The organism is Ilumatobacter nonamiensis YM16-303 (assembly GCF_000350145.1).
In the GTDB taxonomy this organism is placed as follows: Bacteria; Actinomycetota; Acidimicrobiia; order Acidimicrobiales; family Ilumatobacteraceae; genus Ilumatobacter_A; species Ilumatobacter_A nonamiensis.
Map to the genome: position 1 here is coordinate 1 of NZ_BAOL01000182.1, position 10,992 is coordinate 10,992.

13 protein-coding genes are annotated in these 10,992 nt (G+C 66.7%); 8 read left to right on the top strand and 5 right to left on the bottom strand.

Annotated elements, in window-relative coordinates; all coding sequences use genetic code 11:
* Window positions 1-51 precede the first annotated feature (51 nt).
* The 5 genes from ON45_RS15965 to ON45_RS15985 all read left to right on the top strand — a co-directional run bounded on the left by ON45_RS15965 (window position 52) and on the right by ON45_RS15985 (window position 3,506).
* On the top strand, window positions 52-912 hold the full coding sequence (locus ON45_RS15965) for a crotonase/enoyl-CoA hydratase family protein (RefSeq protein WP_040495012.1): 861 nt from the start codon (window positions 52-54) through the stop codon (window positions 910-912).
* A gap of 136 nt (window positions 913-1,048) precedes the next feature.
* Window positions 1,049-1,243 (top strand): hypothetical protein, encoded by a 195-nt coding sequence (locus ON45_RS15970; RefSeq protein WP_040495014.1) that lies wholly within the window; start codon window positions 1,049-1,051, stop codon window positions 1,241-1,243.
* Between the two features lie 30 nt (window positions 1,244-1,273).
* Window positions 1,274-1,708 (top strand): globin, encoded by a 435-nt coding sequence (locus ON45_RS15975; RefSeq protein WP_040495016.1) that lies wholly within the window; start codon window positions 1,274-1,276, stop codon window positions 1,706-1,708.
* A 20-nt stretch (window positions 1,709-1,728) separates the two neighbouring features.
* Window positions 1,729-2,673 (top strand): ABC transporter ATP-binding protein, encoded by a 945-nt coding sequence (locus ON45_RS15980; protein WP_040495018.1) that lies wholly within the window; start codon window positions 1,729-1,731, stop codon window positions 2,671-2,673.
* A complete protein-coding gene (locus tag ON45_RS15985) occupies window positions 2,670-3,506 on the top strand; it encodes an ABC transporter permease (RefSeq protein WP_040495019.1) in 837 nt (278 codons plus the stop codon). The genes ON45_RS15980 and ON45_RS15985 overlap by 4 nt, the downstream gene beginning before the upstream one ends.
* Window positions 3,507-3,540: 34 nt before the next feature.
* On the opposite strand, the gene purU is transcribed toward ON45_RS15985, so the two are convergent.
* Genes purU through ON45_RS16000 form a run of 3 tightly spaced genes read right to left on the bottom strand, consistent with a single transcriptional unit; the run spans window position 3,541 to window position 6,142 of the window.
* Window positions 3,541-4,398 (bottom strand): formyltetrahydrofolate deformylase, encoded by an 858-nt coding sequence (gene purU / locus ON45_RS15990; protein WP_040495021.1) that lies wholly within the window; start codon window positions 4,396-4,398, stop codon window positions 3,541-3,543.
* Window positions 4,399-4,408: 10 nt separating this feature from the next.
* The gene (locus tag ON45_RS15995) at window positions 4,409-5,215 is read right to left on the bottom strand and encodes a TrmH family RNA methyltransferase (RefSeq protein WP_051063189.1); all 807 of its coding nucleotides are present in this window, start codon (window positions 5,213-5,215) and stop codon (window positions 4,409-4,411) included.
* A gap of 6 nt (window positions 5,216-5,221) precedes the next feature.
* Window positions 5,222-6,142, bottom strand: a complete 921-nt coding sequence (locus ON45_RS16000; protein ID WP_040495023.1) for a 1,4-dihydroxy-2-naphthoyl-CoA synthase — start codon at window positions 6,140-6,142, stop codon at window positions 5,222-5,224.
* A 38-nt stretch (window positions 6,143-6,180) separates the two neighbouring features.
* Between ON45_RS16000 and ON45_RS16005 the strand changes: the two genes are divergently transcribed.
* From ON45_RS16005 to ON45_RS16015, 3 genes are read left to right on the top strand one after another with little or no spacing between them, the layout of a single operon-like run.
* Entirely contained in the window at window positions 6,181-6,963 is a 783-nt protein-coding gene (locus ON45_RS16005) for an alpha/beta fold hydrolase (protein WP_040495025.1), read from the top strand.
* A 13-nt stretch (window positions 6,964-6,976) separates the two neighbouring features.
* Complete coding sequence (cofE, locus tag ON45_RS16010) at window positions 6,977-7,729, top strand: coenzyme F420-0:L-glutamate ligase (RefSeq protein WP_040495027.1); 753 nt, start codon at window positions 6,977-6,979, stop codon at window positions 7,727-7,729.
* A gap of 44 nt (window positions 7,730-7,773) precedes the next feature.
* The gene (locus tag ON45_RS16015) at window positions 7,774-8,940 is read left to right on the top strand and encodes a Fic family protein (RefSeq protein WP_158412457.1); all 1,167 of its coding nucleotides are present in this window, start codon (window positions 7,774-7,776) and stop codon (window positions 8,938-8,940) included.
* Window positions 8,941-9,032: 92 nt separating this feature from the next.
* On the opposite strand, the gene ON45_RS16020 is transcribed toward ON45_RS16015, so the two are convergent.
* Both ON45_RS16020 and ON45_RS16025 read right to left on the bottom strand, forming a co-directional pair.
* Entirely contained in the window at window positions 9,033-10,379 is a 1,347-nt protein-coding gene (locus ON45_RS16020; protein ID WP_051063191.1) for a M20/M25/M40 family metallo-hydrolase, read from the bottom strand.
* Between the two features lie 18 nt (window positions 10,380-10,397).
* Window positions 10,398-10,992: acetate--CoA ligase family protein (locus tag ON45_RS16025; protein ID WP_040495029.1), on the bottom strand; the 595-nt coding region annotated here is incomplete at its 5' end.

Below are 10,992 nucleotides of genomic sequence, written 5' to 3' on the forward strand. Positions count from 1 at the left end.
GCTCCGTGCGCGAACTGTTCACGAGAACGCCGAAGGTTCTACGGTGCTCGGATGGACTACTCGCAGATTCTGTTCGACGTCGATGACCACATCGCGACCATCACCCTGAACCGTCCGGACAAGCTGAACGCATTCACCGGCACGATGATGAACGAGATCATCGACGCGTTCGACAGGACCGACGCCGACGACGATGTGCGAGCCGTGATCGTGACCGGAGCCGGGCGCGCGTTCTGCGCCGGTGCCGACCTCGGCGGCGGCGGCGAGACGTTCGCCAAGGGCGGAAGTGACGTGCAGAGCGACATCGGTGTTCCGCGTGACGGCGGTGGTCTCGTCAGCTTGCGCATCTACGACTCGAAGAAGCCGGTGATCGGCGCGATCAACGGTGCTGCGGTCGGCGTGGGCGTCACGATGACACTTCCGATGGACATCCGCCTCGCCAGCGAGCACGCCAAGTTCGGGTTCGTCTTCGCCCGACGGGGCATCGTGCCGGAGGCGTGTTCGTCGTGGTTCCTGCCACGGATCGTCGGGATCAGCCAGGCGGCCGAGTGGTGCTACTCGGGTCGCGTCTTTCCCGCTGACGAAGCACATGCCGGCGGGCTGGTCCGCAGCGTGCACGCGGCCGACGACCTCCTCGCCGACGCCCGCGCGATCGCATCCGACATCGCCGAGAACGCTGCGCCCGTCTCGGTCGCGCTGACCCGACAGATGCTGTGGAGGATGCTCGGCGCCGATCATCCGATGGTTGCGCATCGCGCGGATTCGCGGGGGATCGCACTGCGCGGTCCGAGCGCGGATGCTCGCGAGGGTGTCGAGAGCTTCCTCGAGAAGCGGCCCGCGGAGTACCAGAACCGGGTCAGCGACGAACTCCCGGACGTCTTTCCGAACTGGGTCGAGCCGCACTTCGAATGACCGGGCGGAGCCTCGGACTCGATGGTGAGCGAAATTTCCGACCAATGGGAACAATCTGGTTGGGTAGACCGTTGGACAGGGTGAACATCACGAGCGCAATCGGCTCTCGGAGAACGACGAAGGAACGCGAACGAACATGACCACCCTGATGATGGAGACCCTCGAAGCCGGAGACGTGATCGAGGTGCGCACGACCGCCGACGATGCGGTCTCCGTACTGGTACTCCTCGCCACCGACGATTTCGTGGTCCTCGACCCCTGCGACGACTCGACGCCGTTCGTCGCTCAACTCGACGAGCTCGGCGAGTACCGCAAGTTCGACGCCAGCTGACGACCTGCGCCATCGCCGTACACTGCCGGCGTGACCGACTCGACGACCACACTCTTCGAGCGGGTCGGCGGCGCCGAGTTCTTCGAACGTCTGGTCGACGCCTTCTACGAGGGCGTCGCGACCGATGAGGTGCTGCTCCCGCTGTATCCCGAGCAACCTGATCTCACCGGTGCGCGGCACCGCCTGACGCTGTTCCTGATCCAGTACTGGGGCGGGCCGACCACCTACATGAACGAACGTGGCCATCCCCGCCTCCGGATGCGACACATGCCGTTCCACGTCGGGCCGCTCGAACGTGATCGATGGCTCGTCCACATGACGGCCGCCGTCGAGACCGTCTGCACCGATCCCGATGTCCCCGATGGGATCGCCGACGAGTTGTTGACGTACTTCGTCCCCGCAGCGGAACATCTCCGCAATGACACGGGACTCCCGATCTCGTCATCCCGTCCGAGCCACGGCTGATCCGGATACCGTCGCCGACGATGGCTGCGATCGAGGTCCGCGACCTGCACAAGCATTACGGCGACAACCACGCGGTGCGCGGCGTCTCCTTCGACGTCCGGCCCGGCGAGGTGTACGCCCTGCTCGGACCGAATGGAGCAGGCAAGACGACCGTCGTCGAGATCCTGGAGGGTCATCGTGCCGCGACTTCCGGCGAGGTGTCGGTGTTGGGTTTCGACCCCTCGAAGGCCGAGCGCGACTTTCGCGATCGGATCGGCGTGGTCCTGCAGAGCTCCGGTGTCGAGAACGAGTTCACGGTGCGCGAGGTGCTCGAGATCTACGGCAGCGCCTACCGCACACGGCGGTCGACCGAAGAGGTTCTACAACTCACCGGACTCGAGGCGAAGGCCGACGAACGGGTCGGATCACTCTCGGGCGGACAGCGTCGCCGTGTCGATCTGGCACTCGGCATCGTCGGCACTCCCGACCTGCTCTTCCTCGATGAACCGACCACCGGCTTCGATCCGTCGGCGCGCCGTCTGGCGTGGGATCTGATCGAGGAACTGGGAGCTGGCGGGACCACCGTGCTGCTCACCACGCACTATCTCGACGAGGCCGAACACCTGGCGGATCGTGTCGGCGTCCTCGCTCACGGCGCGCTGATCGCCGAGGACACGCCGTCGGCACTGATCGACGGCATCAGCGGCACGGTCGTGAGCTTCCAGTTGCCCGAGTCGATCGCACCGGGCGACGCGGTGGCCACCTTCGGGCCGTTGATCGACGCACCGGTTCGCGTGTCCGGGCGATTGGTCGAGGCGACGGTCGAGCATTCGACGAGCGTGGTTCAGCGTCTCACGGGCTGGGCGGTCGAACAGGACATCGAACTCGCGGGTCTCAGCGTGACGCGAGCGTCGCTCGAGGACGTGTACCTCCAGCTCACGGATCACGATGCTCACGGAGACCCGACGCAGGAGGGCACGGCGTGAACCCGTATCCAACGGACGTCTCGCTCGTGGCGCGCCAGATCCGCTACCAGCTCACGTACTTCTTCCGGATTCCGGTCGCGCTCTTCTTCACGATCATCCTCCCGATCGTGATGCTCGTGCTGTTCAACGCGATCTTCGGTGACAACACCGTGTCCGTGAACGGCGCCGAGTGGCCGATCCGCCAGTTCTACACCGGAGGGCTGGCGGCCTTCACCGCGGTGTCGGCCACGTACAGCAACATCGGCAACATGGTCCCGATCCGGCGCGACGAAGGCATCCTCAAGCGCTGGCGGAGTACGCCGCTGCCGACCTGGACCTACCTCGCGGGGCTGATCGGTTCGTCGATCATCCTCGCCTTCGCCGGAACGATCCTCATGATCACGATGGGTGCCGCGTTCTACGACCTGTCGATCGAATGGCAGAAGATGCCGGCGGCGTTCGTGACGTTGCTCGTCGGGGTGGCCGCGTTCGCTGCACTGGGCATGGCGCTCGTGTCGGTGATCAAGACGGCGTCATCGTCGGCCGCCGTGGTCAATGCGACGATTCTTCCGCTGGCGTTCATCTCCGACGTGTTCGTCTCGACCGATGACGACGGGTTCTTGAACACGGTCGCCAATCTGTTCCCGCTGAAGCCGTTCGTCAACGCATTCCAGGACTGCTTCAACCCGTTCGTCGACGGTTCGGGTTTCGCCCCCGACAAGCTGGCGTTCGTCGCCGCGTGGGGAGTGGCCGGCGCCCTCGTCGCGATCAAGCGGTTCACGTGGGAACCTTCGGGGGCAGCGCCTCGTCGGGGACGTCGCGCCCGTCGAGCCGCCGCCGAAGCATCCGCCTGAAATGTTCGTCGGTGACCGACACCGACGAACGTCCTCAGTTGTAGACGATGGTGCGGTGGCCGTGGACGGCGACGCGGTGCTCGAGGTGGGCGGCGACGGCGCGTGCGAGGACGACGGTCTCGAGGTCGCGGCCGCGTGATGTCAACTGCGCCACGGTTTCGCGGTGGCTCACGTGGGCGGTGTCCTGGGCGATGATCGGGCCCTCGTCGAGGTCGGCCGTCGCGTAGTGCGCGGTGGCACCGATCAGCTTCACCCCGCGCTCGTGCGCCTGCCGATACGGATTCGCACCGATGAACGCCGGCAGGAACGAGTGATGGATGTTGATGATCCGCATCGGGTGGTGTGACACGAAGTCGTCGCTGAGGATCTGCATGTACCGCGCCATCACGATGAGCTCGACCCCGTGCTCGTCGAGCGTGGCGAGCACCTGGCGCTCCTGCTCGGGCTTGGTCTCCCTGGTCACCGGGAGGTGGACGTACGGGATGCCCATGTGGGTGCAGATGCCTTCGTGGTCGGGATGATTCGACACCACCACCCGCAGGTCCATCGGCAGCTCACCGCTGCGCCACCGGATCAACAGGTCATAGAGACAGTGCGGCTGCTTGGACGCCATGATCGCCGTCGGAATCGGCACCGCCGAATCTCGCAGGTCGACCGTCATGTCGAGTTCCTCCGCTGTGGGAGCGAAGGCCGTCTGGAACGATGCGTTCGTCACCGAGTCCGCGAGATCGAACACGACCCGCTGGAAGAACACCGACCCGGTCTCGCCGTCGTCGGCTTTGACGTACTGCTCGGCGTGGACGATGTTGCCCCCGTTGTCGGCAATCGACTGAGCGGTCGCCGCGACGATGCCCGGTTGGTCCGGACAGGAGAGAAGCAGCACGCTCGACATGGCGTCGTGTCTATCCGCGAAAGCGGAGCTCCCAGCATCCGACGGCGGTCGCAGCGGCGGCGTTCAAGGAGTCGACGCCCGGTGTCATCGGGATGCGGACCGGCGTCGCGAGCTGCAGCAGGTCGTTCGACAATCCGGATCGCTCCGAGCCGATGAGCATCGCCACCCGCTCGCCGGGTTCCACGGCGTCGATCGGCGCGGCCGCGGGATCGGGAGTCATCGCGTACAGCTCGACCGCCGCCAGCCCGGCGATGTCCGCAGCGAGCGTGGTCGTGCGGGCGTGGGGAAGCGCGAACGCGGTGCCCATCGCAACGCGTAGCGAGCGCCGCGCGAGTGGGTCGGCGCTGGTGTGGTCGAGGATGAGGCCGTCCCACCCGAGCGCGGCCGCGTTGCGGATGATCGACCCGACGTTCGCGGGATTGTCGACCGCCTCCAACACGACCAGTCGTCGGCAGCGTGCTGCCAACTCGGCGACGCTCGGACGTGCGGGCCGTTCGAACAGCGCGATGATCGCCTGCGGCATCCCCAGTCCCGAGATGATCCGGCGCACCTCGTCCCCTCCGGCGTACACCGGCGCGCCGACGCCGGCGAGCCGTCCCGCGATCGCCGGGATCCGTTGCGCATCGACCAGCGCAGCGACCGGGACACATCCGGCGTCCAGGGCGCGCTCCACCACGAGGTCGCCCTCGGCGAGGAACAGCCCGGCCCCGGCGTCGTCTCGCTTCTGGGCGCGGTTGGCCAGGCCGCGCTCGTTCAGCCGGAACTGGGCGAACCGCTCGTCGTCCGGATCGTCGATGACGATGACGTCAGCGCTCACCGGAACTCAGAAGTGGTACGGGTAGGGCGACCAGTCGGCGTCGCGCTTCTCGAGGAAGCTGTCCCGACCTTCGGCGGCTTCGTCGGTGCCGTAGGCGAGTCGGGTCGCCTCACCGGCGAACACCTGCTGGCCGACCAGACCGTCATCGATGAGGTTGAACGAGTACTTCAGCATCCGTTGCGCCGTGGGGCTCTTGGCGCAGATCTTGCGTCCCCACTCGAGTGCCGTGGATTCCAGTTCGGCGTGCGGAACCGACTTGTTCACGGCCCCCATTGCGACCATGTCGTCGGCCGTGTAGTCGTCGCCGAGGAAGAAGATCTCGCGGGCGAACTTCTGGCCGACCTGCCGAGCGAGATACGCCGACCCGAAGCCGCCGTCGAAACTCGCCACGTCGGCGTCGGTCTGTTTGAAGCGCGCGTGTTCGGTCGACGCCAGCGTCAGGTCGGACACGACGTGCAGCGAGTGACCGCCGCCGGCTGCCCATCCGGGAACGACGCAGATGACGACCTTCGGCATGAACCGGATCAAGCGCTGGACCTCGAGGATGTGCAGGCGACCAGCGCGCCCCGGCTCGATCGAGTCGGCATTCTCTCCCTCGGCGTACTTGTAGCCGTCCTTGCCACGGATGCGTTGGTCACCACCGGAGCAGAACGCCCAGCCACCGTCGCGAGGAGACGGTCCGTTCCCGGTGAGCAGGACGCAGCCGACGTCGGTCGACATCCGTGCGTGATCGAGAGCACGAAACAGCTCGTCGACCGTGTGCGGGCGGAAGGCGTTGCGGATCTCGGGCCGGTCGAACGCGATCCGCACCACGCCGGAGTCGTTTGCCCGGTGGTACGTGATGTCGGTGAACTCGAACCCGGGAACCGTGGTCCATGCGCTCGGGTCGAAGATCTCGGAGACCTGGCGGCCGTTGTCGTCAGTCATTCGTGCAGTCTGCCCGAGCGTGCTACTAGTTTCAGCCCATGGCCTTCGCAGACGTCAACGGACAGCGACTCTTCTACGAGGACTCCGGGGGTGATGGTCCGGTCGTCGTCTTCTCGCACGGGTTCTTGATGGACCATTCGATGTTCGATCCGCAGGTCGAGATCTTGCGCGAGACGCACCGGGTCGTGACGTGGGACGAGCGCGGTTTCGGTCAGACCGAGTTCGACGGGAAGCCGTTCAGCTACTGGGATTCGGCGTCCGATTGCCTGGGCCTCATGGATCACCTCGGAGTGGATCGGGCGGTGCTGGCGGGGATGAGCCAAGGCGGCTTCCTGTCACTGCGCGCGGCGCTCACCGCTCCTGAGCGCGTCGCGGCGCTGATCCTGCTCGACACCCAGGCCGGTGGAGAAGATCCCGCGGTCCAGGAGGGGTATCGGGCGATGATCGACACGTGGGTCGGCGTCGGCCCCGTCGACGAGCTCGCGGGGACGATCGCCGACATCATCATCGCCGATCCCGAACTCAACGAACAGTGGATCGCGAAATGGCGGGAACTGCCCAAGGAGCAGATGCGTGAGCCGGGGGAGTGTCTGCTGAATCGCGACGACATCACCGACCGCCTGGGAGAGATCACCTGTCCCGCGCTCGTGGTGCACGGGACCGAGGATACGGCGATCACGATGGACCGCGCCGAAGCGCTGGCTGCCGGACTCTCGGGAGCGGGCGATGTGGTCCGCGTCCCCGGGGCGCATGCCGCGAACCTCACTCATCCCGGTCCGGTGAACGACGCGATCGTGGCGTTCCTCGCCGGCCTCGCGTGACCGGAGTTCGTTGATGGCCCGCTTGGAGGTGTTCGGCGTCGAGGGGCTGCCCGAGATCGTCGAAGGCATGGACCTCGCCGCGATGATCCACGAGGCGGCTGCTGCCCAGGGCGATGCGCTGGTCGACGGCGACATCGTGCTCGTCACGTCGAAGATCGTGTCGAAGGTCGAGGGCTGCACCGTGGAACTCGACGACATCGAGCCGTCCGACTTCGCGGTCCGGTGGTCCGAGAAATGGGACAAGGACCCCAGGGTCACAGAGGTCGTCCTGCGAGAATCGAAGCGAATCGTCCGCCAGATCGGCCCGGTCCTGATCACCGAGACGCATCATGGATTCTGCTGTGCGAACTCCGGCGTCGACCAGTCGTCCAGCGGTGCCCACGGACGGATCCTGACGCTGCCGCTCGACCCCGACGCCACGTCGCGCGCTCAGCGCTCCCGGTTCGCCGGGCTGGGGGTCGACGTCGCCGTGATCATGACCGACACGTTCGGCCGACCGTGGCGCGAGGGCCAGACCGACATCGCGATCGGCATCGCCGGGATGAATCCGCTGTACAGCTACATCGGCCAACACGACCCGCACGGTCACGAGTTCCGGGTGCAGGAGATCTGCACGGCCGACGAACTCGCGGCCGCTGCCGAGTTGGTGAAAGGGAATACCAGTCGGGTTCCCGTGGCCGTCGTCCGCGGCTTCGACTGGACGCGAGACGACGACGCCAGCATGGCGACGGTGTTGCGCGACGCCGAGCGGGATCTCTTCCGTTGAGCCGGGAACGCTGACCCATGCCGCGCAACACATCATGGCCGCGAGTGACGTTCGAGCGTCTGACCTGGCTGATCGAACAGGGCGGCGACTCGCGACGGTCGACCGGCGATCACCGGTACGACTCAGCGGTCGTTCCCGAGATCGGCAGCGAGGACATGATGCTGCCGTCGGAGTGCGCCCTCGTTTCGGAGGACGTGCGTACCGCGATCGCGGCATTCGACATCCGCGTCGGCGACACGCTGGCACCGCTCGAATCGCTCCTCGTGCGGATCGAATCGTCGGCGTCGTCGAGGATCGAGAACGTGGCCGCACCGGTCCCGGACCTGTTGATGGCCGAAACCGGTGAGGATCAGGGCCGATCGGTGGCCGAGGTGATGGGGAACTTCGAGGCGACGACCGCGGCGATCGTTCTGGCCGAGGACATCTCGCCCGAGACGATCCTCGACATCCATCGGGCGCTGCTGGGATCGACCCATCCGGTCCTGGCCGGTCGCTGGCGCAACGAGGCGGTGTGGATCGGCAGCTACTCGGGCGGACCTCCCGAAGCCGAGTTCGTCCCGCCGTCGGTCGATCGGATCCCCGACGCCATCGAGGACCTGTGCAATTTCATGGCTCGCACCGACATGCCGGTGTTCATCCAGGCGATGGTGATGCACGCTCACTTCGAAACGATCCATCCGTTCGCCGACGGCAACGGCCGGGTCGGCCGTGCGCTGGTCCACGCGTTGCTCCGGCGCGAGGGACTGACCAAGGCTGCGACGCTGCCGATCTCGGCGGGAATCGTGTCGCAGAAGCATCGCTACATCGAAGCGCTCACCGAGTATCGGATGGGCGACTTCGTACCGATCGTCGAACTCGGAGCGGACGCGGTGTTCGCGGCACTCCGCAACGCCAGCCACCTCTTCGATGACGTGATCCAGATGCAGAAGAACTGGCGCAGCCACACCGAGTCGTTCCGATCCGATGCGCTCGTCCATCCGATCATCGAGATCCTGCTGCATCATCCGGTGGTCGACACCGAGGTGCTGGAACCGATGCTGGACGCGAGTCCGGCTTCGATCCGGCGTGCACTCAACGATCTGGTCGCCGCCGGCGTGATCGACCCGATCCCGCGTTCCACGCCGGGCAGCGACCGGTTCGTGTGCCACGACATCGTGCACGCCCTGAACGCCTTCACCGAGCGATCGATCAACCCGTTCGGCCGTCACTGACGGGGCCCCGGATCGGCGATTCCGGTTCGTGTGACCGAATCCGCGTCCGCCGTCACTTTCGGTCACCCAAACCGATCGAAACTGCAGTCGGGTCAGGTGAGGAGGTCGCGGGCGATGCCCCAGAAGAACTCGGCGGAGAGGCCGAGCGAGGCGACGTCGATGCGTTCGTTGTGGCCGTGGAAACGTGACCCGAAGGTGGCGAAGTCCATGCCCGGCGAGAACAGTCCGGTGCCGTACGCGGTGCGCCCTCGCTCACGGTAGAAGCGGGCGTCGGTCCCGCCGACGGTGAGGCCGGGGACGAGCTTGGCGCCCGGGTAGGCCACCTGGGTGTGCTTCTCCACCGAGGTCCAGAGTGCGTTGTCCGACCCGAACGGCGAGGTGGTCGCCGGCGAGTTCTGGATGTCGCTGACCTCGACCTGGTCGTAGAGGTCTCCGAGTGCCGCACGAAGGTGGCCTTCGGCGCTCTCCTGGTCACCGGGAACGACGCGAATGTCGATCTCGAGGTCGATCACGTCCGGGATGATGTTCGTCTTCTGCCCGCCGTGGACGACATTCGGCGAGAAGGTCGTGTGGGTGTGGGCGTGGCAGGTCCGGGCGACGGGCGTGGGCAGCGTGTCGATCGTGTCCCAGATCTTGGCGGGGTCGGACAGACCATCTCGGACGTCGTCGGTGACGTCCATCGAGGCGACCTGTGCCCGCCAGATCTCGTCGAGTTCGGGAATCGGTCGGTACTCGGTGAGCCTCCGAACGATCTCGGCTGCCTTGATGAGCGCGTTGTCGGCACCGAACGGCATCGATCCGTGGCCGGGTGTCCCGCGCACACGAAGTCGGCGCCACGCCAGGCCCTTCTCGTTGACGTTGACCGTCACCTGCCGGGTCCCGTCGGCCGACTCGTGCGACCATCCGCCCAGTTCGGTGAGGACGTAGTCGGCGTCGATCGCGTCCCAGTGGTGTTCGGCCATCCACTCCGCGCCCAGGCCTCCACCGGCCTCCTCGTCGCCGACCCCGAAGTAGACGAGATCGCCCTTGGGTCGGAAGCCGGTGTCGGCGAGGTGACGGAACGCGACGGCCATCGACGAGGTGAGGTTGAGCATGTCGATCGCGCCGCGGCCCCAGATCTCGCCGTCGATCAGTTCGGCACCGAACGGATCATGGCGCCAGCCGTCCGGGTTGACCGGAACGACGTCGGTGTGGCCCATCAGGCACAGAGACGGCGCGTTCGGGTCGGAGCCCTCGATCCGGGCGACCATCGAATCCCGGCCCTCGCGGGGGGTGTAGGTCTGGACGTCGAGGCCCGAACCCTCGAGGTACTGCTTCAGTGTGTCGGAGCTGCGGGTCTCGTGACCGGACTCGGGCGTGCCGTCGTTGACGCACTCGTTGCGGATCAGCGTCTGGAGCAGCTCCGTGGTCGGACCCTCGAACTCCTTCGCTGACGCCATCCCCGCAACCTACCGCCCTCAGTCGAGGCGGCGGAGGGCGGCTTCGCCGTCGGGGCGATCGAGCAGTCGGACGGTGGCGTCGGTCACGATCGCGCCGGCGTCGGAGACGATCACGGGGTTGAGGTCGAGTTCATCGACGTCACCCTGGTCGGCGCACAGTTGGGCGGCGAGCACGATCGCGTCGACGAGCGGAGACGGGTCGAGCGCCGATGATTCCAGGGCGGCGCCGACCTTGGTCTCGGTGAGCATCGCCGAAGCGCTCGCGTGCGAGAGGGGTGCGAGTCGGCTCGCTCGGTCGTCGATCAGGTTCGCGTCGGCCCCGCCGTAGCCGACCGTGACGATCACGCCGAGGCGGTCGTCGTGCTGGCAATGGATGCGGGCGTCGACACCGGGCGGCACCATCTCCTGGACCACGAGGGTGCCGGCGTCGTTGCCGAGTCCGTCGACCATGGTGTCGACCGCCTCGATGACGTCCGCGGTCGAACCGAGGTCGAGCGCCACGCCCGCCCGTGCCGACCGTCCGGCCGAACGCTTCAACGACTTGACGGCGACGGGAAACCCGACTTCGGCCGCGACGATGGCGGCGGTCCCGGGGGTGGCCTCGGCCGCTGCC

Bases quoted from the DNA above. Each gene is read 5' to 3' on its own strand.
- ON45_RS15980 (WP_040495018.1), top strand. From the start codon at position 1,729: ATGGCTGCGATCGAGGTCCGCGACCTGCACAAGCATTACGGCGACAAC.
- cofE (WP_040495027.1), top strand. From the start codon at position 6,977: ATGGCCCGCTTGGAGGTGTTCGGCGTCGAGGGGCTGCCCGAGATCGTC.
- ON45_RS15965 (WP_040495012.1), top strand. From the start codon at position 52: ATGGACTACTCGCAGATTCTGTTCGACGTCGATGACCACATCGCGACC.
- ON45_RS16000 (WP_040495023.1), bottom strand. From the start codon at position 6,142: ATGACTGACGACAACGGCCGCCAGGTCTCCGAGATCTTCGACCCGAGC.
- ON45_RS16020 (WP_051063191.1), bottom strand. From the start codon at position 10,379: ATGGCGTCAGCGAAGGAGTTCGAGGGTCCGACCACGGAGCTGCTCCAG.
- ON45_RS15970 (WP_040495014.1), top strand. From the start codon at position 1,049: ATGACCACCCTGATGATGGAGACCCTCGAAGCCGGAGACGTGATCGAG.
- ON45_RS16005 (WP_040495025.1), top strand. From the start codon at position 6,181: ATGGCCTTCGCAGACGTCAACGGACAGCGACTCTTCTACGAGGACTCC.
- purU (WP_040495021.1), bottom strand. From the start codon at position 4,398: ATGTCGAGCGTGCTGCTTCTCTCCTGTCCGGACCAACCGGGCATCGTC.